Source organism: Mycolicibacterium austroafricanum, assembly GCF_902705885.1.
In the GTDB taxonomy this organism is placed as follows: domain Bacteria; phylum Actinomycetota; class Actinomycetes; order Mycobacteriales; family Mycobacteriaceae; genus Mycobacterium; species Mycobacterium vanbaalenii_A.
In genome coordinates, this window is the sequence record NZ_CACSIP010000051.1 from 16,171 (window position 1) to 39,166 (window position 22,996).

19 protein-coding genes are annotated in these 22,996 nt (G+C 67.9%); 11 read left to right on the forward strand and 8 right to left on the reverse strand.

From position 1 onward, the window contains the following. The first annotated feature begins 7 nt into the window (after nucleotides 1-7). Nucleotides 8-3,562, forward strand: a complete 3,555-nt coding sequence (gene dnaE / locus BEMPMBAN_RS27525) for a DNA polymerase III subunit alpha (protein ID WP_159229084.1) — start codon at nucleotides 8-10, stop codon at nucleotides 3,560-3,562. 82 nt (nucleotides 3,563-3,644) lie between these two features. Here dnaE and BEMPMBAN_RS27530 read toward each other — a convergent pair whose 3' ends face one another. Beyond that, the gene (locus BEMPMBAN_RS27530) at nucleotides 3,645-3,872 is read right to left on the reverse strand and encodes a hypothetical protein (RefSeq protein WP_159229085.1); all 228 of its coding nucleotides are present in this window, start codon (nucleotides 3,870-3,872) and stop codon (nucleotides 3,645-3,647) included. Nucleotides 3,873-4,017: 145 nt separating this feature from the next. On the opposite strand from BEMPMBAN_RS27530, the gene ilvA reads away from it, so the two are divergent. Next, entirely contained in the window at nucleotides 4,018-5,307 is a 1,290-nt protein-coding gene (gene ilvA / locus BEMPMBAN_RS27535) for a threonine ammonia-lyase IlvA (RefSeq protein WP_159229086.1), read from the forward strand. Between the two features lie 7 nt (nucleotides 5,308-5,314). Next, entirely contained in the window at nucleotides 5,315-5,737 is a 423-nt protein-coding gene (locus BEMPMBAN_RS27540; RefSeq protein ID WP_159229087.1) for a DUF5946 family protein, read from the forward strand. On the opposite strand, the gene treZ is transcribed toward BEMPMBAN_RS27540, so the two are convergent. From treZ to BEMPMBAN_RS27560, 4 genes are read right to left on the reverse strand one after another with little or no spacing between them, the layout of a single operon-like run. Beyond that, entirely contained in the window at nucleotides 5,734-7,467 is a 1,734-nt protein-coding gene (gene treZ, locus BEMPMBAN_RS27545) for a malto-oligosyltrehalose trehalohydrolase (RefSeq protein WP_159229088.1), read from the reverse strand. The genes BEMPMBAN_RS27540 and treZ overlap by 4 nt on opposite strands. Further along, nucleotides 7,460-9,754, reverse strand: a complete 2,295-nt coding sequence (gene treY / locus BEMPMBAN_RS27550) for a malto-oligosyltrehalose synthase (RefSeq protein WP_159229089.1) — start codon at nucleotides 9,752-9,754, stop codon at nucleotides 7,460-7,462. Before treY ends, treZ begins: the two co-directional genes overlap by 8 nt. 3 nt (nucleotides 9,755-9,757) lie before the next feature. Next, entirely contained in the window at nucleotides 9,758-11,911 is a 2,154-nt protein-coding gene (gene glgX, locus BEMPMBAN_RS27555) for a glycogen debranching protein GlgX (RefSeq protein ID WP_159229090.1), read from the reverse strand. Beyond that, nucleotides 11,911-14,109, reverse strand: coding sequence for an acetyltransferase SucT (locus BEMPMBAN_RS27560; RefSeq protein ID WP_200845865.1), 2,199 nt, complete (start codon nucleotides 14,107-14,109; stop codon nucleotides 11,911-11,913). Before BEMPMBAN_RS27560 ends, glgX begins: the two co-directional genes overlap by 1 nt. A 23-nt stretch (nucleotides 14,110-14,132) precedes the next feature. Between BEMPMBAN_RS27560 and BEMPMBAN_RS27565 the strand changes: the two genes are divergently transcribed. The 4 genes from BEMPMBAN_RS27565 to BEMPMBAN_RS27580 all read left to right on the forward strand — a co-directional run bounded on the left by BEMPMBAN_RS27565 (nucleotide 14,133) and on the right by BEMPMBAN_RS27580 (nucleotide 17,848). Further along, the gene (locus tag BEMPMBAN_RS27565; RefSeq protein ID WP_159229091.1) at nucleotides 14,133-15,434 is read left to right on the forward strand and encodes an adenosylmethionine--8-amino-7-oxononanoate transaminase; all 1,302 of its coding nucleotides are present in this window, start codon (nucleotides 14,133-14,135) and stop codon (nucleotides 15,432-15,434) included. Nucleotides 15,435-15,510: 76 nt separating this feature from the next. After that, nucleotides 15,511-16,653 carry an 8-amino-7-oxononanoate synthase gene (locus BEMPMBAN_RS27570; protein ID WP_159229092.1) on the forward strand — a complete coding sequence of 381 codons (1,143 nt, stop codon included), beginning with the start codon at nucleotides 15,511-15,513 and terminating at the stop codon, nucleotides 16,651-16,653. Continuing rightward, the gene (gene bioD / locus BEMPMBAN_RS27575; protein WP_159229093.1) at nucleotides 16,650-17,330 is read left to right on the forward strand and encodes a dethiobiotin synthase; all 681 of its coding nucleotides are present in this window, start codon (nucleotides 16,650-16,652) and stop codon (nucleotides 17,328-17,330) included. The genes BEMPMBAN_RS27570 and bioD overlap by 4 nt, the downstream gene beginning before the upstream one ends. Beyond that, a complete protein-coding gene (locus BEMPMBAN_RS27580; RefSeq protein WP_159229094.1) occupies nucleotides 17,330-17,848 on the forward strand; it encodes a 2'-5' RNA ligase family protein in 519 nt (172 codons plus the stop codon). The genes bioD and BEMPMBAN_RS27580 overlap by 1 nt, the downstream gene beginning before the upstream one ends. A 4-nt stretch (nucleotides 17,849-17,852) precedes the next feature. On the opposite strand, the gene BEMPMBAN_RS27585 is transcribed toward BEMPMBAN_RS27580, so the two are convergent. After that, nucleotides 17,853-18,425, reverse strand: coding sequence for a TetR family transcriptional regulator (locus tag BEMPMBAN_RS27585; RefSeq protein WP_159229095.1), 573 nt, complete (start codon nucleotides 18,423-18,425; stop codon nucleotides 17,853-17,855). Nucleotides 18,426-18,478: 53 nt separating this feature from the next. Here BEMPMBAN_RS27585 and bioB point away from each other — a divergent pair, with 53 nt between their 5' ends. Genes bioB through BEMPMBAN_RS27600 form a run of 3 tightly spaced genes read left to right on the forward strand, consistent with a single transcriptional unit; the run spans nucleotide 18,479 to nucleotide 20,372 of the window. Further along, nucleotides 18,479-19,474, forward strand: coding sequence for a biotin synthase BioB (gene bioB, locus BEMPMBAN_RS27590; RefSeq protein ID WP_159229096.1), 996 nt, complete (start codon nucleotides 18,479-18,481; stop codon nucleotides 19,472-19,474). After that, nucleotides 19,474-19,719 carry a biotin synthase auxiliary protein BsaP gene (gene bsaP, locus BEMPMBAN_RS27595; RefSeq protein WP_159229097.1) on the forward strand — a complete coding sequence of 82 codons (246 nt, stop codon included), beginning with the start codon at nucleotides 19,474-19,476 and terminating at the stop codon, nucleotides 19,717-19,719. The genes bioB and bsaP overlap by 1 nt, the downstream gene beginning before the upstream one ends. Further along, nucleotides 19,716-20,372, forward strand: a complete 657-nt coding sequence (locus tag BEMPMBAN_RS27600) for a DUF2567 domain-containing protein (protein WP_159229098.1) — start codon at nucleotides 19,716-19,718, stop codon at nucleotides 20,370-20,372. Before bsaP ends, BEMPMBAN_RS27600 begins: the two co-directional genes overlap by 4 nt. Here BEMPMBAN_RS27600 and BEMPMBAN_RS27605 read toward each other — a convergent pair. Further along, nucleotides 20,308-21,660, reverse strand: a complete 1,353-nt coding sequence (locus BEMPMBAN_RS27605; protein WP_159229099.1) for a lipase family protein — start codon at nucleotides 21,658-21,660, stop codon at nucleotides 20,308-20,310. The two genes, BEMPMBAN_RS27600 and BEMPMBAN_RS27605, sit on opposite strands and share 65 nt — an antisense overlap. Nucleotides 21,661-21,702: 42 nt before the next feature. After that, entirely contained in the window at nucleotides 21,703-22,407 is a 705-nt protein-coding gene (locus BEMPMBAN_RS27610; RefSeq protein ID WP_159229100.1) for an NUDIX hydrolase, read from the reverse strand. A 47-nt stretch (nucleotides 22,408-22,454) separates the two neighbouring features. Here BEMPMBAN_RS27610 and BEMPMBAN_RS27615 point away from each other — a divergent pair. After that, a partial coding sequence (locus BEMPMBAN_RS27615) for a quinolinate synthase (protein WP_159234677.1) occupies nucleotides 22,455-22,996 on the forward strand: 542 nt, incomplete at its 3' end.

Here is a 22,996-nt window from a genome sequence, read left to right on the forward strand (position 1 = left end):
CCACCCTATGAGCGGTTCAGACTGGCGGTCCTCAGGGTCTTTTGTTCACCTGCACAACCACACCGAGTACTCGATGCTGGACGGCGCGGCGAAGATCAGCCCGATGCTGGCCGAGGCACAGCGGCTCCAGATGCCTGCGGTGGGGATGACCGACCACGGAAACATGTTCGGCGCCAGCGAGTTCTACAACAAGGCGACCGAGGCCGGCATCAAGCCGATCATCGGCGTGGAGGCCTACATCGCGCCCGCGTCACGGTTCGACACCAAGCGCGTTCTGTGGGGCGACCCGAGCCAGAAGGGTGACGATGTCTCGGGCAGCGGTGCCTACACCCACATGACGATGGTCGCGGAGAACGCCACCGGGTTGCGCAACCTGTTCAGGCTGTCGTCGCTGGCGTCGTTCGAGGGCCAGCTCGGCAAGTGGTCGCGGATGGACGCCGAGGTGATCGCCGAGCACGCCGAGGGGATCATCGCCACCACCGGGTGCCCTTCCGGTGAGGTGCAGACCCGCCTGCGTCTCGGTCACGAACGCGAAGCACTGGAGGCCGCGGCGAAGTGGCGGGACATCTTCGGCCCGGAGAACTTCTTCCTGGAGCTGATGGACCACGGTCTGGACATCGAGCGGCGGGTCCGCGAAGGGCTCATCGACCTCGGAAAGAAGTTGTCCATCCCGCCGCTGGCCACCAACGACTGCCATTACGTGACCCGCGACGCGTCGCACAACCACGAGGCGCTGCTGTGCATCCAGACCGGCAAGACGCTGTCGGATCCGGCCCGCTTCAAGTTCGACGGTGACGGATACTTCCTCAAGTCCGCCGCCGAGATGCGCGCGCTGTGGGATGACCAGGTGCCCGGTGCCTGCGACTCGACCCTGCTGATCGCCGAGCGGGTGCAGCCCTATACAGAGGTGTGGCAGCCGCTCGACCGGATGCCGGTGTTCCCGGTGCCCGAGGGGCACACCCAGGAGACCTGGCTACGCCACGAGGTCGCTGCCGGGCTGGAGCGGCGGTTCCCGGCGGGGGTGCCGCAGGAGTACACCGACCGCGCCGACTACGAGATCAAGGTCATCTGCGAGAAGGGCTACCCGTCCTACTTCCTGATCGTCGCCGACCTGATCGGCTATGCCCGCTCGGTGGACATCCGGGTGGGCCCGGGCCGCGGGTCGGCGGCGGGCTCGCTGGTCGCGTACGCGATGGGCATCACGAACATCGATCCGATCCCGTACGGGTTGCTGTTCGAGCGGTTCCTCAATCCCGAGCGGGTGTCGATGCCCGACATCGACATCGACTTCGACGACCGCCGCCGCGGCGAGATGCTGAGGTATGCCGCCAACAGATGGGGCAGCGACCGGGTGGCCCAGGTCATCACGTTCGGAACCATCAAAACCAAGGCGGCGCTGAAGGATTCGGCGAGGGTGCACTACGGCCAACCCGGCTTCGCCATCGCCGACCGGATCACCAAGGCGCTGCCGCCGCCCATCATGGCCAAGGACATCCCGCTGTCGGGGATCACCGACCCGGCCCACGAGCGGTACAAAGAGGCCGCCGAGGTCCGGGCGCTGATCGACACCGATCCGGATGTGCGGACCATCTACGAGACCGCTCGAGGTCTCGAGGGGCTGGTTCGCAATGCGGGCGTGCACGCCTGTGCGGTGATCATGAGCTCCGAACCGCTGATCGACGCGATCCCGCTGTGGCGCCGCCCGCAGGACGGCGCGGTGATCACCGGCTGGGACTACCCGTCGTGTGAGGCCATCGGCCTGCTCAAGATGGACTTCCTCGGCCTGCGGAACCTGACGATCATCGGCGACGCGATCGAGAACATCACAGCAAACCGCGGCATCGATCTGGACCTGGACACGGTCCCGCTGGACGATCCGGCGGCCTACGAATTGCTCGGGCGCGGTGACACCCTGGGGGTGTTCCAGCTCGACGGCGGGCCGATGCGCGACCTGCTGCGTCGTATGCAGCCCACCGGTTTCGAGGATGTCGTCGCCGTCATCGCGTTGTACCGCCCGGGGCCGATGGGCATGAACGCGCACAACGACTACGCCGACCGCAAGAACGGGCGGCAGGCGATCAAACCGATCCACCCGGAGCTCGAAGAGCCGCTGCGCGAGATCCTGTCCGAGACCTACGGCCTGATCGTCTACCAAGAGCAGATCATGCGCATCGCGCAGAAGGTGGCCGGTTTCTCTCTGGCCCGAGCCGACATTCTGCGCAAGGCGATGGGCAAGAAGAAGCGCGATGTCCTGGAGAAGGAGTTCGAGGGCTTCTCCGACGGGATGAAGGCCAACGGCTTCTCCACCGCGGCGGTCAAGGCCCTGTGGGACACGGTGCTTCCGTTCGCCGACTACGCCTTCAACAAGTCGCACGCCGCCGGCTACGGGCTGGTGTCGTACTGGACGGCCTACCTCAAGGCCAACTACCCCGCCGAGTACATGGCGGGGCTGCTCACGTCGGTCGGTGACGACAAGGACAAGGCCGCGGTCTACCTGGCCGACTGTCGGCGGCTGGGCATCACCGTGCTACCGCCTGACGTCAACGAGTCGGCGCAGAACTTCGCCTCGGTGGGTACCGACATCCGTTTCGGACTGGGTGCGGTCCGCAACGTCGGCGCGAACGTGGTGGCGTCGCTGATCAACACGCGCAACGAGAAGGGCAAGTTCACCGACTTCTCCGACTACCTCAACAAGATCGACATCGGGCCGTGCAACAAGAAAGTCACCGAGTCGCTGGTCAAGGCCGGGGCGTTCGATTCGCTCGGCCACCCACGCAAGGGTTTGTTCCTGGTGCACACCGACGCCGTCGACTCGGTGCTCGGCACCAAGAAGGCCGAGGCGATGGGGCAGTTCGACCTGTTCGGCGGGGCCGACTCCGGCGCCGGGGACTCGGTGTTCACCATCAAGGTGCCCGACGAGGAGTGGGAGGACAAGCACAAGCTGGCGCTCGAACGAGAGATGCTGGGCCTGTACGTGTCCGGTCACCCGCTCAACGGGATCGCTCATCTGCTGGCCGCTCAGGTCGACACCGCCATCCCGGCCATCCTGGACGGGGACGTCGCCAACGACACCCAGGTCCGGATCGGTGGAATCCTCGCCTCGGTGAATCGCCGGGTCAACAAGAACGGATTGCCGTGGGCCTCGGCTCAACTCGAGGACCTCACCGGCGGTATCGAGGTGCTGTTCTTCCCGCAGACCTACTCGATGTTCGGTGCCGAGATCGCCGACGACGTCGTGGTGCTGGTCGGCGCCAAGGTGGCGATCCGTGACGACCGCATCTCACTGATCGCCAACGAGCTTGTCGTTCCGGACTTTTCGACCGCCCAGGCGAACCGTCCGGTCGCGGTGAGCCTGCCCACCCGGCAATGCACGGTCGACAAGGTCAGCGCTCTCAAACAGGTGCTGGCACGTCATCCCGGCACCGCTCAGGTGCATCTGCGATTGATCAGTGGGGAGAGGACCACGACGCTGGAGCTGGATCAGTCGCTTCGGGTCACCCCGTCCTCGGCATTGATGGGTGACCTCAAGGCGCTGTTGGGGCCCGGCTGTCTCGGCGGCTGACCGAGGAGATCATCGGCGAGTCCCTCGATCGATTCCTGCACGTGCGGGGTCCACCCACCCCCGGTCGATTGAGACCTGATGCTCAGCTCGAGGAGCTGGCCAGCCCCAGACCGAGCCAGACCAGCGCACCGACAGCCGCGCCGCTGAGAACCGCTGTGGCGGCGGTGGTGGTGGCGACAGAGACCACCACGAACACCAGCAGACCGACCAGCAGTGCCACCACCTTGTAGGCCGGCCAGGGCACACCGGCGACCGATACCGTCGAGGCCGGATGCCTCACGGCTTCGCGGAACTGTTCGGCGGTGGTCATACAAGTGACGATAGCTCGTAGGAAAGGTTTCGGCCACCCGAAATGCCGATTATGGCGTGGCGATTTCCCTAGTCCGGCTACCTTCCGCACGTGCCAGCCGTCAACCCGTTTTTGCCGCGGTGGCCTGCGGTGGCACCATTGTGCGGTGTCCGCTGAGCTGAGCCAAAGCCTTCGCATCGATCCCGAGGCGCCGTTGCGTGCCTCGGATGTCGACGAGGCCGCTCGGCGAATTTCCGGCGTGGTGTCCCGCACCCCGTTGCAGTTGAGCGATCGGCTGTCGGCGCTGACCGGTGCGCAGGTCTATCTGAAGCGTGAGGACCTGCAGGAAGTGCGCTCGTACAAGTTGCGGGGTGCCTACAACTTGTTGATGCAGCTGAGTCCGGACGAGAAGGCTGCCGGTGTGGTGTGTTCGTCCGCCGGCAACCACGCACAGGGCTTCGCCCTGGCCTGCCGGTCGATGGGCGTCCACGGACGGGTCTACGTTCCGGCCAAGACGCCGAAGCAGAAGCGCAACCGGATCCGCTATCACGGCGGCGACTACATCGAGCTGATCGTCGGCGGCAAGACCTACGACATGGCGGCCGAGGCCGCCCACGATGACGTCGCACGTACCGGCGCCACCCTGGTGCCGCCGTACGACGACCTCCGCACGATGGCCGGACAGGGCACCATCGCGGTGGAGGTGCTCGATCAGCTCGGCGGCGAACCGGATCTGATGATCGTGCCGGTCGGCGGAGGTGGATGCATCAGCGGGATCACCACCTACCTGGCAGAGCGGACCACCACGACGTCGGTGCTCGGCGTGGAGCCCGCCGGAGCGGCGGCGCTGGTGGCCGCGCTGGCCAATGGGGCGCCGGTGACACTCGAGCACGTCGACCAGTTCGTCGACGGGGCCGCGGTCGCCCGGGTGGGGACGCTGCCGTTCGCCGCACTGTCGGCGGCCGGGGACATGGTGTCCATCACCACCGTCGACGAGGGTGCAGTGTGCACCGCGATGCTCGACCTCTACCAGAACGAAGGCATCATTGCCGAGCCTGCGGGCGCGCTGTCGGTGGCCGCGCTGCTCGACGCCGACATCCAGCCGGGGTCGACCGTGGTCTGCCTGATCTCCGGCGGCAACAACGACGTCTCGCGCTACGGCGAGGTGCTCGAGCGCTCGTTGGTGCACCTGGGACTCAAGCACTACTTCCTGGTCGATTTCCCGCAGGAGCCCGGTGCGCTGCGCCGGTTCCTCGACGAGGTGCTCGGCCCGAACGACGACATCACGTTGTTCGAGTACGTCAAGCGCAACAACCGTGAGACCGGTGAGGCGCTCGTGGGTATCGAGATGGGTTCGGCGTCGGATCTGGAGGGGCTGATCGCGCGGATGCAGACCTCGGAGTGCCACGTCGAACTGCTCGAGCCCGGTTCGCCGACCTACCGCTACCTGACCTGACTCTGAAATGGGTGCCTGCTGCCCGCACTGCGGTGTCGACGACTGCGAGGCGAAGTTCGACGCCTGCCTCGACAGGGACTTCTCCGATCCGGAGTACGGCGTGGTGCACCATCTGATGGTCGGTGCGTACATGATGCAACATGGTCGCTACACGGATGAAAACGTCCAGGGCACGGCCGATTTCCTGCTGCGCCACCTCGATGAACCCCCAAGCGAGGCCACCAAGCGCGAGATTCGCCGGTGGGCGGACGGCCCATATCGTGTCATCCGGCGTGCCGGGGAATCCGCGCGCGACACCGCAGATGTTTTGTGGCCTTTGTCGATCGGTGACATCGACCTGACGACGGCCGATCGCTATCGCACCTGCGTCCGGAGGTGGGCCGAGGCGGTTGCCCGGACCGCGCGACGCAATTCACCGAGGTCCTTCTAACCGCGCCTACGGACCACCGCGACCGAGTGTCCTGGCAGGCCGGTGGAGTCCGCGGCGATGGCCGGTTCGCCCCAGGCCAGCACCACGTCCCCGCCGACCGGGACGTCCACCGGCTGTTCACCGAGGTTGCACACGATCGACAGTGCGCCGCGGTGCATCACGAACCAGCGACGATCCTCGTCGTAGTCCACCCCCAGGTGATCGAGCCACGGATCAGCGAGGTCGGATTCGTCGCGGCGCAGCGCGATCAGGTTGCGGTAGAAAGCGAGTAGCCGCGCGTGGTCGCCGGTGCCGACCTCATCCCAATCGAGCTTCGAACGCAGGAAAGTCGCGGGGTCCTGCGGATCCGGGATCTCGTCGGCGTCCCAGCCGTGCTCGGCGAACTCCCGCTTCCGGCCTTCGGCGGTCGCCCGCGCCAGTTCAGGCTCGGGGTGCGAGCTGAAGAACTGAAACGGCGACGAAGACGCCCACTCTTCCCCCATGAAAAGCATTGCCGTGTAGGGAGATCCGAGCGCCAGCGCGGCTTTGATCGCGAGCTGGCCGGGGGTGAGGTTGGCCGAGGGACGGTCGCCGATCGCCCGATTGCCGACCTGGTCGTGGGTCAGCGTGTAGGCCAGCAGGCGAGTCGCCGGGATCACCGAGGTGTCCAGGGGCCGCCCGTGCCGACGATGCCGGAACGACGAGTACGTGCCGGCGTGGAAGTAGCCGTGCCGCAGCGTCTGCGCCAGGGCCTCGAGTGTGCCGAAATCGCCGTAGTAGCCCTGCCGTTCACCGGAGACCGCGGCGTGGATCGCGTGGTGGATGTCGTCGTCCCACTGTGCTGTCATGCCGAGACCGCCCTGACCGCGCGGCGTGATCAGCCTCGGGTCGTTCATGTCGCTCTCGGCGATCAACGACAACGGCCGCCCGACTTCGGCTGCCAGGGCGTCGGTTTCGGCCGACAGCTCCTCGAGGATGTGGATGGCAGTGGTGTCCACCAAGGCGTGCACGGCGTCCAGCCGGAGGCCGTCGGCGTGGAAGTCACGCATCCATCGCAGGGCACAGTCGAGGATGTAGCGGCGCACCGGGTCGGCGTCGGCGTCGGCGATGTTTATCGACTCACCCCAGGGGTTGCTGCCCGTCGACAGATAGGGCCCGAACTTGGGCAGGTAGTTGCCCGAAGGGCCGAGATGGTTGAACACCGCGTCAATCAGCAGACCGAGTCCGCGGGCATGGCAGGCGTCGATCAACCGGATCAGCGCGTCGGGGCCGCCGTAGGGCTCGTGCACCGCGTACCAGAGCACGCCGTCGTAACCCCAGCCGTGTGTACCGCCGAACGCGTTGACGGGCATCAGCTCGACGAAGTCGACGCCGAGATCAACCAGATGCTCGAGCTTCTCGATCGCCGAATCGAAGGTGCCGTCGGTGGTGAACGTCCCGACGTGCAGCTCGTAGATCACCGCGCCCTCGATGGAGCGGCCCTTCCAGCCGCCGTCGCTCCAGGCCTCAGGCGTGGGCCGCCACAGCTGGGAGCGTTCGTGCACGCCGTCGGGCTGGCGCGGAGAGCGGGGATCGGGCAACACCTTGGGATCGTCGTCGACGACGAACCCGTAGCGGGCGTCCGGGGCGGCGTCGACAACCGCGTGCCACCACCCGTCATCGGTGCGGGTCATCGGGTACAGCGCACCGCCCACATCGAGGCGGACCCGGTCGGGGCGCGGCGCCCAGACGGAGAACTTGTGCTCAGCCATCGCTGCGCACCAACAATGCCACCGGCAGCGCCCCGAACAGCTCGCCCGCCGGAACCTCGCCAATGTGTGTCGAGCCGCTCAGCACGTCGTTCCAGTGTCCGTCGGGAAGCGGCAGAGTGGTGTCACCCCAACCGCTGTCGGCCAACCGGACCCGCCACCGGCTGACGGCGACCAGCACGTCGTCACCACGCAGGAACGCCACGATGTGCTCGGCGGATTCGCCTTCGGCCGGCGCCGGGTGGTATCCACCGGACAGGAAAGTGTGGGGCCGTTGCTGTCGCAACCGCAGCGCCGCGCGTACCACCCGCATCTTGGGATGCGAGTCGGCGGCCAGTTCCTCGCGGCGCAGCGCGTAGTCGACCGGACGTCGGTTGTCCGGATCGACCAGGCTGTCCTCCCAGAGCTCGGTGCCCTGGTAGACGTCCGGGACCCCGGGGGCGGTGAGCGCGACCAGCTTCTGGCCCAGAGCGTCCGCGCGGGCGTGCTCGTCCAGTCTGGCCAGAGTCGCGGTCAACTCCATGGCGACCGGCCCGTCCAGCACCGCGTCCAGCCAGTCGTGCACCGCGGCCTCGAACTCCGCGTCAGGGTCGTTCCACGTGGTGTGCAGCGCGGCCTCGCGGATGGCCTTCTCCGTGTATCCGTGCAGGCGTTGCCGCAGTTCGGTGCTCACCACGCCGTCGGCGGGCCATACGCCGAAGATGTTCTGCCACAGGAACAGTCCGGTGAGCGGGTCGGGGGACGGGGTGGTGCTCTCCCAGCCCCGGACCAGCTCGCTCCACAGCGAGGAAACCTGTGACAACACCCCGATGCGGGCGCGTACATCCTCACCGCGCTTGGTGTCGTGGGTGGTCAATGTCGTCATCGTGTGCGGCCACAGTGCTGCGCGGTCCGCGGCGCGCCGGTGGAACTCCGCGGCGCTCACGCCGAAGTGCTCCGGTTCGCCGCCCACCTCGTTGAGCGACACCAGCCGGGCGTCGCGGTAGAACAGGCAGTCCTCCATCGCCTTCGCGGTGGCGGCGCCACACAGCTGCTGCAGTCGCACGCCCACCTCGACGTTGCGCGTCATCGCGGTCATGAACAGCGCGAGCGGCTCGGCGAGCTCCGGTTGCGCTGAGGTGGTCGCGGCGACGGCGACCGGCAGCACCGAGGTCAGCGTCAGGTAATCGGAGCGGTACACACCGATGTGGCTCAGAAGCGCGGCGACCGCATCGGGGAGCTTGTCGTGGTCACGCCCGGTGGCTCCGACCACCGCCCAGCGCAGCCGGCGCAGCTCGCTGGCCAGCGTTTCGGTGACGGCCTTCACCTTGAGCGCACGTGCGGTCTCGCCTGCCGCCGCGTGGTCACCGCCCGTCGAATCGACCAGCGAGGTGAGTGATTCGACCCCGGTGGGGTCCACGAACAGCCCGCCCGTTTCGCGTAGCGCGTCGTATCCGGTGGTGCCTGCCACGGGCAGGCTGGGGTCCAGCGGCTCGTCGACCGCGAGGATCTTCTCGACGACGATCCAGGCCTGCGGTCCGGTGATCTCCCGCAACCACCCCAGATAGCCTGCAGGATCAGACAATCCGTCCGGATGGTCGATGCGGATACCGTCGACGAGGTTCTCGGCGAACCACCGGCCCACCTCGGCGTGGGTGGCGTCGAACACCGTACGGTCCTCCTGGCGCAGCGCCGCCAGCGACGTGATCGAGAAGAATCGCCGGTAACCGCAGGAGCCGTTGCGCCAGCCGACCAGCTTGTAGTGCTGTCGGTCGTGGACTTCGGCACCGGTGCCGTCTCCCGTGCCGGGGCAGATCGGGTATTCCAGGTCACCGAGCCGCAGCACCTCGCCGTCGACTGTCAGGTCGGCGACGTCATCGTCAGAACCCAGTACCGGCAACACGATTCGGCCGTCGGGGTCCAGTGTCCAGTCGATGTCGAAGTACGAGCTGAAGGCCGACTCCCTGCCGTAGGTCAGTACGTCCCACCACCACCGGTTCTGCCGGGGCACGTCGACACCGACATGGTTGGGCACGATGTCCACGATCAGGCCGAGGTTGCGGCTGTGCGCCGCGTCCGCGAGTCGCTGCAAACCCTCCGGGCCGCCGAGTTCGGCGGAGACCGTGGTGGGGTCGGTGACGTCGTAACCGTGGCTGGATCCTTCGGCCGCGGTGAGGATGGGGGACAGGTACAGATGTGAGATGCCGAGTTCGGCGAAGTAGTCGACCAGCTTCTCCGCGTCGGCGAAGGTGAACGCCTCACCGCTGGCCGGGCCGCGCATCTGGAGCCGATACGTCGATTGGATCCGCATGTCTCAGGCGGTCTTTCGCAGGACCAGCAGGGAACGAGGCTGCACCGAGATCTTCTCCCCGGCGGCGACCACCAGTTCGGTGCTACCCGTCGGGTCGGCGGTGTCCAGGTCGGCGGTCCACTGCCGCGCATAGTGATCGGCCCGCGGTGCGACGAAGTCTTCCACTTCGTCATGCGAGTTGAAGCACAACAGGAAGGAGTCGTCGACGACCCGCTCGCCACGCTCGTTCGGGGCCGGGATGGCCTGCCCATTGAGGAACACCGCCACGCACTGCCCGAGTCCGGTCTCCCAATCCTCGGCGGCCATCTCGTTACCGGCCGGGGTGAGCCAGGCGATATCCCTGGCCTCGGTGCCGGTGCGGATCGGTTTGCCCTCGAAAAACCGTCGGCGCCGGAACACCGGATGGTCCTTGCGGAACTTGACCACCTTGCGGGTGAACTCGAGCAGGTCTGCGTTGGTCTGGCACAGCGACCAGTCCATCCAGGACAGCTCGGAGTCCTGGCAGTAGACGTTGTTGTTGCCCCGCTGGGTTCGGCCGATCTCGTCGCCGTGCGCGATCATCGGGGTGCCCTGCGACAGCATCAGCGTGCCCATGATGTTGCGCATCTGCTTGGCCCGCAGATCGAGGATCAGCCGGTCCTCCGTGGGCCCCTCCACGCCGCAGTTCCAGGACCGGTTGTGGCTCTCGCCGTCCCGGTTGTCCTCGCCGTTGGCCTCGTTGTGCTTCTCGTTGTAGGACACCAGGTCGTTGAGGGTGAAGCCGTCGTGGCAGGTGACGAAGTTGATGCTGGCGCTCGGCCGTCGACCCGTCGCCTCATAGAGATCCGACGACCCGGTCAGCCGGGAGGCGAACTCGCCGAGTGTTGCGGGCTCGCCCCGCCAGTAATCACGCACAGTGTCGCGATACTTCCCGTTCCATTCGGTCCACAAACCTGGGAAGTTCCCGACCTGGTAACCGCCCTCGCCGATGTCCCACGGTTCGGCGATCAGCTTGACCTGGCTGATGACCGGATCCTGCTGGACCAGATCGAAGAACGCCGACAGTCGGTCCACGTCATAGAACTCCCGGGCCAGGGTCGCGGCCAGGTCGAACCGGAACCCGTCGACGTGCATGTCCAGCACCCAGTACCGCAGCGAGTCCATGATCAGTTGCAGTGTGTGCGGATGCCGCGCGTTGAGACTGTTGCCGGTGCCGGTGAAATCCTTGTAGTACCGGTTGTCGCCGTCGAGTAGCCGGTAGTAGGCGGCGTTGTCGATGCCGCGGAAGTTGATGGTCGGTCCGAGATGGTTGCCCTCGGCGGTGTGGTTGTAGACCACATCCAGGATCACCTCGATGCCCGCCTCGTGGAACGCGCGCACCATCGTCTTGAACTCGGCGACCGCGCCGCCGGCGTGCTTGCTCGCGGCGTACTGGTGGTGAGGGGCGAAGAAGCCGAATGTGTTGTATCCCCAGTAATTCCGCAATCCCAGTTCGAGCAGCCGATGATCGTGAAGGAACTGGTGTACCGGCATCAACTCGATCGCGGTGACGTTCAGCGATTTCAGGTGGTCGATGATCACGGGGTGCGCCAGACCGGCGTAGGTTCCCCGCAGTTCCTCGGGCACGCCGGGGTGTGCCTGCGTCATGCCTTTGACGTGCGCCTCGTAGATGACGGTCTCGTGGTAGGGCGTGCGGGGTGCGCGGTCGGACCCCCACTGGAAGAACGGGTTGATCACCACGCTGGTCATGGTGTGCCCGAGTGAGTCGACCCGCGGCGGCTCGCCTCCGCTGGCCAGGTCGTCGGCGCGCAGGTCGTAGGAGTACAGCGCCTGGCCGAACTGGAATTCGCCGTGAAATGACTTGCCGTACGGATCGAGCAGCAGCTTGCTCGGGTCGCAGCGATGCCCGGACGACGGACTCCACGGGCCGTGCACCCGGTAGCCGTAGCGCTGTCCCGGGGTCACCGTCGGCAGGTAGCAGTGCCACACGTAGCCGTCGACTTCCTCCAGTTCGATCCGGTGCTCGCGGCCGTCCTTGCCGATCAGACACAGCTCCACCCGGTCGGCGACCTCGGAGAACAGCGAGAAATTGGTACCTGCACCGTCATAGGTGGCCCCGAGCGGGTAGGACGAGCCTGGCCAGACGGTCGGTGTGGACGCCGGTTCGGGGGTCGGCATCAGGCCGGCCACCAGCCGGTGATGGCGGCGATCTGGCGGCCCAGCTCCTGGGTCATGGTGCGCATGTAGGTGCTCGAGATGTGGTGAGAGTCGTGATAGAGCAACACATTTCCCTCCACAGCTCGGCAATGATAGGGACGACACACCGCGTTGCTCATGTCGAGCGGATGGAGCAGCGGAAACTCTGCCACATAGTCCAGTGTCGGGTTGTGATCCGACAGTACTTCGGATCGTTCGATCCCGCACGATGTGGCGTCACCACCACCGGCCAGGCAGTCCGCGGGGAAGAACGGCTCCCCGTCCCGCACCAGCCACGGGGTGTCCCGCATCGCCAGGATGGGAATATCGTTCTCGGACAACTGCTCCCAGATTCCGAGGTAGCTCGAGGGCATCACATCGCCGGGTTTGATGTTCCACGGCCGGGTCGAGGTCGTGAAGACGTAGTCCGGCTTGTCGGCGATGAGCTTCGGCATCACCCGTTTGTTCCACTCACGGCACCGGGGGTATTCGCGGTTGTTACCCATCACCAGCGGCCTTTCCGCCGTTGTCAACGGGCAGCCCATCTTGAGGTAGGTGACGACCTTGAAGTGGTGCAGCCGGCCCAGCTTGTCGAGTGCGGTGATCCAGTGTTCGGCGTGCGAACCGCCCGCCAGCGCGATGGTGCGCGACGCGTTCTCGTCCCCGTAGGTGCAATTGATCACGCTGGCGTTCTCGAAGTCGCTGATGCATCCGTCGATTGTGGTCTGCGGGATGTCGTCCTCGGCCTCCAACACAGTCGGACGCATCGGCAGCTTGGGCACCCTGGCGTTGTCGACCAGCGCCCGCGCGCCGGGGTAGTCGCGCGCTGAAAGCCCGGCGAGTTCCTCGCCGTTCTCGCGCAACACGGTCACGTGCTCGCGCCAGGAGAACGACGTCGCGGTCAGCGCCACCCCGAGCAGGGCGACCACGAACCCGAGCACGATCGTCGGCCGGCGCAGCCGGCTGCGCCTGGCGACGGCGGGTCTCGACGCGACGGTGGCCGGCGCGACCGGCGCACTACGGGTGCGCAGCGGCTCTTCGACGTAGCGCATCGTCAGCCAGGCCAACAGCGCCGACACCAGCAGCACCGCAGCACCCTCGAGGAAGTTCACACCCGAACGTCCGGTGTAGGCGAGGTAGAAGATGAGCAGCGGCCAGTGCCACAGATACAGCGAGTAGGCCATGCTGCCCAACGTCAGAAACGGCGCGGACGCGAGCAACCGGTTGGGCGCGGGGAGCCGGCCTCGGGTGTGCGGATCGGCGTGCCGGTTGGCCGCCGAGAGGATGAACAACACGGTGGCGCCTACCGGAACCAACGCCCACGGCCCGGGGAACTCCTTGACCCCGTCGATCAGCGCGCCACACGACAGGATCGCGGCGAGCGCCACCACCGCCGCGGCGGTCCGCAACCACATGGGGCAGCGCACGTGCGGCACCAGTGCTCCCACCAGCGCACCCAGCAGGAGCTCCCACGCACGCGCGAAGCTGCTGTAGTACGCCGTGGCCTGGTCGGTGTTGTGCGCGACGATCGCGTACACGAACGAGGCGACGGTCAGTGCGACGAGCAACACCACGAACGCCACCCGCATGTGCCTGCCCAGCACGCGCCGGAACAGGAACGCGGACAACAGGATCAGGACAAGAAACGAGATGTAGAACTGGCCCTGCACCGACATCGACCAGATGTGCTGTAGCGGGCTGACCGCCTCGCCGGCACGCAGGTAGTCCGACGCGGAGCGGGCCAGTTCCCAGTTCTGGTAGTAGCCCAGGCTGGCCAGACTCTGATCGGCGAATGTCTCCCACCGGGTCTCCGGCTGGATCAGCACGGTCAGCACCGCGGCGGCGGCGAGCACCACGACCAGGGCGGGCAGCAGGCGGCGGACCAGCCGGGTGACCTCCGGCACCGGCCGCAGCCTCACCCCCGGGGTGAGCGCGCCGCGCAGCAACCGTCCGCCGAAGAAGAACCCGGACAGGACCAGGAAGACGTCGACGCCGCCGGACACCCGCCCGAACCACACATGGAACACCGCCACCAGCGCGATCGCGATACCGCGAAGGCCGTCGAGGTCGTGGCGGTAGAAGCCCGACGCCTGCGCAACCGCACGGGGCGTGGCGGCGGCAGGCGGGATCAGTCCCGGAGCGGTCGCGGGCGCCTGCCGGGCGGGGGCGAGGGTCATCATGGTCGACGGTTAATCTACCGAAGGTGCCTGCGATGACGCCTGCCGAGATCAGCGCTGTTGATGCCGCCCACATCTGGCATCCGTACAGCCCCATCGGGGCCGACGCGGTGGCGCCAATGGTGGCGGTGGGGGCGCGCGGCGCCTGGTTGACCGTCATCCACCAGAACAGACCGGTCGAGGTGCTTGACGCGATGGCCTCGTGGTGGACCGCCGTGCACGGGCACGGCCATCCGGTTCTGGACGCGGCGATCACCCGGCAGCTCGCGACGATGAACCACGTGATGTTCGGCGGGCTCACCCACGAACCCGCCGCCCGGCTGGCAGAGCTGCTGGTGGAGGTCACGCCGGACGGTCTGGAGACGGTGTTCTTCAGCGACTCCGGCTCGGTCTCCGTCGAGGTCGCGGTCAAGATGGCGCTGCAGTTCTGGCGGAGCACCGGCCGCGGTGACAAGCGACGGCTGATGACGTGGCGCGGTGGTTATCACGGTGACACCTTCACACCGATGAGTGTGTGTGATCCGCAGGGCGGCATGCACGAACTGTGGACCGGGGAGAACTCGCTGCTGGCCGACCAGGTGTTCGCCCCGCCGGTGCCGTCGGACTACGACCCCGGATACAGCGCCGACTTCAGCCGGCAGCTCGCCGAGCACGCCGACGAACTCGCGGCGGTCATCGTCGAACCGGTGGTGCAGGGCGCAGGCGGTATGCGATTCCACGATCCGCGTTACCTGGTCGACCTGCGGCGGGCATGCGACGAGCACGGCGTGCTGCTGATCTTCGACGAGATCGCCACCGGATTCGGCCGCACCGGGAGGATGTTCGCTGCCGACCACGCCGGCGTCAGCCCCGACATCATGTGTGTCGGCAAGGCACTCACCGGCGGTTATCTGACCCTGGCCGCGACGCTGTGCACCCGTCGGGTCGCCGACACGATCAGCGCCAACCCGCCGGGCGCGCTGATGCACGGTCCCACGTTCATGGCCAACGCGCTGGCCTGCGCAGTGAGCGTGGCCTCGGTGGAATTGTTGATGTCGGGCGACTGGCAGTCGCAGGTGCGCGCGATCGAGTCCGGGCTGGCCGAGGGCCTGACCGAGGCGGCTGCGCTGCCCAACGTGGTCGACGTCCGGGTGCTGGGCGCGATCGGGGTGATCGAGTTGGACCGGCCGGTGGACCTCAGCACGGCGACGCCCGCGGCCGTGGAGCGCGGAGTATGGCTACGCCCGTTCCGCAACCTGATCTATGTGATGCCGCCGTATATCTGCAGCACCGCCGAGATCGACCAGATCACCTCGGCGATGGTGGCCGTCGCGCGTGCACTAACCTGAACGGTGTTCAATTGCCGGCTCGCCGGCGTGTTCAATTGCCGGCCCCGCCGGCGCGTTCAAGTCAGATAGGAGCACCGTGACCCGCCTCGGTCTGTCCCCGCTCGCCTGGCTCGACGAGGTCGAGACGCGGCGCCGCGCTGCCGGGTTGCGCCGCTTCCTGCGCGCCCGGCCCCCCGTCGGCGCCGAACTGGACTTGGCCTCAAACGACTACCTCGGACTCTCGCAGCATCCGCGGGTGCTCGACGGCGGTGTGGCCGCGCTACGCGCCTGGGGTGCCGGGTCGACCGGGTCCCGATTGGTCACCGGCAACACCGAACTGCACGAGAGCTTCGAGGACGCGCTGGCGGAGTTCGTCGGCGCGGCCTCGGCGCTGGTGTTCTCCTCCGGGTACACCGCCAACCTGGGCGCGGTGGTGGCGTTGTCCGGACCCGGGTCGCTGTTGGTGTCCGACGCGCTGACCCATGCCTCACTGGTGGACGCGTGCCGGTTGTCCCGGGCCCGGGTCGTGGTCACCCCGCACGCCGACGTGTCCGCGGTCGACGCCGCGTTGGCCGCCCGCACCGAGGAGCGCGCGGTGGTCGTGACCGACTCGGTCTTCTCCGCTGACGGTGACCTGGCGCCGCTGCGGGCGCTGCACGAGGTGTCCCGGCGGCACGGAGCGCTCCTGATCGTCGACGAGGCCCACGGGCTGGGGGTACGCGGCGACGGTGGCCGGGGACTGCTCCACGAGATGGGTCTGGCCGGGGCCCCGGACGTGGTGATGACGACGACGCTGTCCAAGGCGCTCGGCAGCCAGGGCGGTGTGGTGCTGGGCCCCGTGGCGGTCCGCGACCACCTGATCGATGCCGCCCGCCCGTTCATCTTCGACACCGGGCTGGCGCCCGCGGCCGTCGGTGCCGCCCACGCCGCGCTGCAGGTGCTCGTTGACGAACCGGGGCGTGCGCAGCGAGTGCTCGACCATGCCGCGGCGCTGGCGTCGATGTGTGGTGTCGACGACGTCCCGCCCTCGGCGGTGGTGTCGGTGATCCTCGGGGAACCGGACGTCGCGTTGGCCGCCGCTGCCGCATGCCTGGAGCGCGGCGTGCGGGTCGGCTGCTTCCGGCCTCCCACGGTGCCCGCCGGTACTTCCCGGTTACGGCTGACGGCGCGCGCCTCGCTGACCGACGACGAGATGGTGTTGGCGCGCCGCGTGCTCACCGACGTGTTGTCACCGGCGTGAGCGTCGTCGTCGTCACCGGCACCGGCACCGGAGTCGGCAAGACGATCGCCACCGCGGCTCTGGCATGTCACGCCAGGTCCGTCGGCGTCGACGTCGCGGTGTGCAAGCCGGTGCAGACCGGAACCCGGGACGGTGACGACGACCTCGCCGAGGTGGCCCGTCTGTCCGGGGTAGCCGAATTGCATTCTCTGGCAAAGTTTCCCGAGCCACTGGCGCCGCAGGCAGCCGCCGCGCGGGTGGGCGAGACCCTGCCGGGCAGGGCGGCCCTCCTCGACATGGTGACCGCCGTGGACCGGCCGGGCAGACTCACCCTCGTCGAGGGCGCCGGCGGCCTGCTGGTCGAGATCGGCGCCGACGGGGTGACATTGCGCGACCTCGCGGTCGGCCTCGGCGCGCCGGTGCTGACCGTGGTGGCGCCGGGCCTGGGCACGCTGAACCACACGGCGCTGACGCTGGAGGCCCTCGCCGCCAGGGGGATCGCCGGCGCGGGTCTGGTGATCGGTGCCTGGCCGGCCGACCCGGGTGTGGCCGAGATGGGCAACCGGGAGGCGCTGGCACGGTTGGCGCCGGTCCGCGCTGTGCTGCCAAGTGGTGCCGGGGCGTTGACGGCGCAGCAATTCGAGTCCGTGAGCGCGGCGGCCTTCGACAGATCCTGGGTTCGGAGTCTGGTCGACTGATGGTCCACTCCGTGGAGATGCTGTTCGACGCCGAGACCGAAGCGGCCGTCGTGCAGATCTGGGACGACCTGATGGCTGTCGGTGTGCGCAGCCAGGCCGCCCACCGGTCGCTGAGCAACCGGCCACACGTCACCGTCACCGTGGCCGAACAGATGACCGACACCGTCGACGCCGCGTTGCGGCCCGCCCTGGCCCGACTGCCGTTGGACTGTCGGATCGGGGCGCCGATGGTGTTCGGCGCCCGCTCGGTCACGCTGGTCCGCCTCGTGGTGCCGTCTGTCGAACTACTGGCCCTGCACGCAGAGGTCCACCGGATCTGTCTGGCGCACATGCCCGACGGTGCGCTGGCGCACACCGCACCGGGGCAGTGGACACCACATGTCACGTTGGCGCGGCGGATGGCGCCCGATCAGCTGCCCCAGGCGGTGGCGTTGCCGCTGGGCATCGAGATTCGCGGTCGCATCACAGGTTTGCGGCACTGGGACGGCAACAGCAAGGTGGTGCACCCGATCGACTGAGGCGTCACGCGTCGGCGCGGCTGTGGGCGGCGATGCCATCGACGAGAAGGTTCAGGCCGAATGCGAATCGGGCACTGGGGTTCTGGTTCCAGACGGTCGCCGCCACGTCGGCGCCCGCCGCGTCCCACTGCATCCGGGACTGCTCGTCGGCGGTGAAGCCGAGCACGTAGTACACGACGGAGCGGGCGGCCAGCTCCGCATTGGCAGCGGTCACACCGGCTTCGGCGGCCGCAGCACCGAGCTGGGTGAGAACGTCGTCCATCACCTCGGACTGGCCGGCGGCGAAACTGGCCGAGACCAACTCGGCGGCGTCGGTGTGCGACAGCAGCGCGTCGCGCAGCTGCCCACAGATGCCGACGATGCGGGCCCGCCAGCCGCCGCGTTCCCCGTGGACCGGCTCCAGGATGCGGTCGGCGACGGCGCCGAGGAGCTGCTGTTTGTTGGCGAAGTGCCAATACAGCGCCCCGGGGGTGACGGCCAGCTCCCGGGCCAGCCGCCGCATCGACAGGTCGGCGATGCCGTAGTCGTCCAGCAGCGCCGTCGCTGCGTCGACCACGTCACGTTTGTGGAGCTGCACACCGGTACCCTAACCTGAACGGTGTTCAAGTGGGCGACAGATAGGGCTGGCGAGTGAGCGATATCCTGGCAGTGGCACGTGAGCAGGTGCTGGACCGGGGCGAGGGCCTCGACCAGGACCAGACCCTGCAGGTGCTTCAGTTGCCGGACGACCGTCTCGACGACCTGTTGGCGCTGGCGCACGAGGTGCGGATGGCGTGGTGCGGTCCGGACGTCGAGGTCGAGGGCATCATCAGCCTGAAGACCGGCGGCTGCCCCGAGGACTGCCACTTCTGTTCGCAATCGGGGCTTTTCGCCTCCCCGGTGCGCAGCGCATGGCTCGACATCCCGAGCCTGGTCGAAGCGGCCAAGCAGACGGCCAAGACCGGAGCCACCGAGTTCTGCATCGTCGCCGCGGTCCGCGGTCCCGACGAACGGTTGCTGGCGCAGGTCGCCGCGGGCATCGAGGCGATCCGCAACGAGGTCGACATCCAGATCGCCTGCTCGCTGGGCATGCTGACCCAGGACCAGGTCGAGGCGCTCTCGGCGATGGGCGTGCACCGCTACAACCACAACCTGGAGACGGCGCGCTCCTTCTTCACCAACGTCGTGACCACTCACTCTTGGGAAGAGCGCTGGGGCACGCTGCAGATGGTCCGCGAGGCCGGTATGGAGGTCTGCTGTGGCGGCATCCTGGGCATGGGCGAGACGCTGGAACAGCGCGCGGAATTCGCCGCCAACCTGGCAGAGCTGAACCCGCACGAGGTGCCGCTGAACTTCCTGAACCCGCGCCCGGGCACCCCGTTCGGCGACCTGGAGGTATTGCCTGCCGCCGATGCCCTGCGGGCGGTCGCGGCGTTCCGGCTGGCACTGCCGCGCACGATGCTGCGGTTCGCGGGTGGCCGCGAGATCACTCTCGGCGATCTGGGAGCCAAGAAGGGCATCCTGGGCGGCATCAACGCCGTCATCGTCGGCAACTATCTGACGACGCTGGGCAGGCCCGCCGAGGCGGATCTGGAACTGCTCGACGACCTGCAGATGCCGATCAAGGCGCTCAACGCCAGCCTGTGATGGGCATCGTCATTTCACACGAGGGCGAGCTGCCCGCTCCGGTCGGCGCAGGCGTTTACAACGTGTACACGGGGGAGCCCGCAGGCAGCGCTGTGCCCACGACAGCGCAGCTGGGCCTGGAGCCCCCGCGGTTCTGTGCCGAATGCGGCCGCCGGATGATCGTGCAGGTGCGTCCGGACGGCTGGTGGGCGAAGTGTTCGCGGCACGGGCTGGTCGATTCCAAGGATCTGGAGCTCTATCGATGACCGTCCCGCCCCCCGAACCCGGGGTTTCGCGAGCGCAGGCCGCGGTGACCGTCGTGGTCGGTGCCGCGGTGATGGGCGCTCTTGTCGGCGCGTTGTGGGCGTGGCTGGCGCCGCCGATCCACGGCGTGGTGGCGCTGACCCGCTCCGGCGAACGGATCACCGCGTCGCTGGGCAGCGAGTCGGACCATTGGTTCACCTCGGCGTTCATGTTCGTCGGCATGCTCGGGGTGGTGGCGGTGGTCGGCGCGGTGCTGTCGTGGCAGTGGCGCGCTCACCGCGGGCCGGTGATGGCGGCGGCGCTGACGGTCGGTGGTGTGGCCGCCGCGGCGGTCGCAGCCGGGGTGGGGGCATCGCTCGCCCGCCTGCGCTACGGAACCGTCGACGTCGCCGGGGCACCGGTGTCAGAAGAGAGTCGGGTGCACTACGTCGTGGAGGCGCCGGCGGTGTTCTTCGGACATTCGCCGCTGCAGATCGCGGCGACGGTGCTACTGCCCGCCGCGGTCGCGGCGTTGGTGTACCTGCTGGCCGTCACCGCGACGGTGCGTGACGACCTAGGTGCCTGGCCGCCGGTCGAATACCCTCTGCCGACTACTGGTCGAATCGGGACAGGGGCTGACGCTCCACCCGCCGCCCCGTCAGCACCTTGGCCGTGATCACGCTGAGCGTGAGCATCCCCCGGTAGGTCGAAGGATTGAGCAGCGTCGGCCACTTCGTGCGGGCGATGTGGGCACGCAGCGGCCGGCCCGCGAAGCGATCCCGCAACCAGCGCAGCGTCATCGGCGCGGACATCGGATGCAGCAGCAGGTGCTCGCTGAACATGTCGCGGTGGTAGGTGACGCTGGCACCCCCGCGGGTGTAGGTCTCGGTCAACTCGTCGATGTCGGCGACGGAGATGATCCGGTCGTGCACGGCCTGAACGATGAGCACCGGTGCCGTCGGTGCGCAGGTGCCGAGCTTGATGCTGTCGAAGACGTGCTGGACCTCCGGAGTCAGCAGCACCTCCTCGAGCGGCCGGTCGATCAGGCTGGCCATGTCTGTGCCCGCGAGCCGGATCATGGCGTGTGCGGTGGTCATCCGCTCGATCCGGGCGAGCATCGCCTTGCCCTCGTCGGTGGCGTGCTCGGAGATGATTCGTTCCAGGTCGGGGTAGATGTGGGTGAGCGCGGCGACGACCATCGCGGGCAGGCCCGAGTAGATGCTGCCGTTGAGCCGACGGAAAGTGTGGCCGAGATTGCCGACGGGCGAGCCCAGTACCGCGCCGACGACGTTGAGTTCCGGTGCGTAGGCGCCCTGGACTTCGGCGGCCCACGCCGAGGCCAGTCCGCCGCCGGAGTATCCCCACAGGCCGACCGGTGAGTTGGGGCTCAGGCCGAGCGAATCGTGGTTGATCGCGGCGCGGACGCCGTCGAGCACGTGGTAGCCGGGCTCGTAGGGGGCGCCCCACATGCCCGCGGTGCCCTCGTGGTCGGGAACCGAGACTGCCCACCCTTCGGCGAGCGCGGCGGCGATGAGCAGGAATTCGAACTGTGCCACCGCACCGACGGCCTTGGCGCCGCGCCGCAGTGCGTAGGACGGGAAGCAGCGCCCGGCCACCGCGTCGATGGCGCACTGGTAGGACACGATCGGAAGCGGGCCGGTATCGGCCCGTTCAGTGGGTGCTACCACGGTGGTGACGGTGGCCTGGGGCTCTCCGTTGAGGTCGGTGGACCGGTACAGCAGCTGGGTGGCAGTGAACTTCTGCGGGATGAAGCCCAGAAACGCGACCTCGACGTCACGGGAGCGCAGCACCGTGCCCGGACGGGCGTGCTCGAAGCCTTCGGGTGGGCGGTGGAACGAGTCATGCGCGGGCACAACCGGCCGGGACTTGGGCGCAAGGGGCTCGTGGGGGACCTGACCGATCCACTCGGCTCCGGTCGACCGTGCCACGCTGCCCAAGTCCATCCAGGCATTCTTGCCTAAGGATGCACTAAGAAGCCAACCGACTCACCCGGGTGGGCGCAAAGCAGCAAACTCGTCGGTGACGCGGTAGCGCGCGTCGGTGAACCGGTACAGCGCCGCCGGTCGGCCCCCACTGCGTCCCGAGCGCGCCGTGGTGCCGGTCCTGGTGATGACGTGACGACGCTCGAGCACCCGCTGCAGGTTGGTGGCATCGACCTGGTGGCCGAGCGCGGCGCTGTAGATGTCGCGCAGTGTCGACAGCACGAATTCTGCTGGCGCGAGGGCGAATCCGATGTTGGTGTAGGAGAGTTTGGCGACCAGACGGTTGTGTGCGTGCTCGACCATCGGGCCGTGGTCGAACGCCATCGGCGGCAGCTCGCTGACCGGGTGCCACCGGGTGTCGGCGGGCAGTTCCGGGGTGGCGGGGGAGGGCACCAGCCCGAGGAACGTCGACGCGATGGTCCGTCGCTGCGGCACCCGATGCGGGTCGGAGAACACCGCGAGTTGCTCGAGGTGGGCCAGTTCGCGCAGATCGACCTTTTCGGCGAGTTGGCGCCGGACCGAGCTCGTCAGGTCCTCGTCGTCACCGAGGCGGCCCCCCGGCAGCGACCACTTCCCGCGTTCGGGGCTCAGGGCGCGCTGCCACAACAGCACATGAAGTGCGGGTTTGTGGCCGGCGCCGGATGCCCGGCCCTGTCGAACCTGGAACACCGCGGCCAACACTTCGTGGTCGGTGCTAATATGGGCCATGTTTTCGATTATAAGTCGAAAACCTCGAGGAAGTGAAGGAGGCGGCTATGACGGTGACCGAACAGATGCCCGCTGACCATCTGATGAGCCGCATCGTCGATGGTCCGGGGGGTTTCTCCGGCATCGACGGTGACGCGCAATGGGCCGCCGAGGTGCGCCGGCTCGTCGAGCTTCGCGGTGCGACGCTGCTGGCGCACAACTACCAGCTGCCTGCCATCCAGGATGTCGCCGACCACGTCGGGGACTCGCTGGCACTGTCGCGCATCGCCGCCGAGGCCCCCGAGGACACGATCGTGTTCTGTGGCGTGCACTTCATGGCCGAGACCGCCAAGATCCTCTCGCCGGCCAAGACCGTGCTGATCCCTGACCAGCGGGCAGGGTGCTCGCTGGCCGACTCGATCACCGCCGACGAGTTGCGTGCGTGGAAGGCTGAGTACCCCGATGCCGTCGTCGTTTCGTACGTCAACACCACCGCCGCCGTGAAGGCCGAGACCGACATCTGCTGCACCTCGTCCAACGCCGTTGATGTGGTGGCGTCGATCCCGGCGGACCGCGATGTGCTGTTCTGCCCGGACCAGTTCCTGGGCGC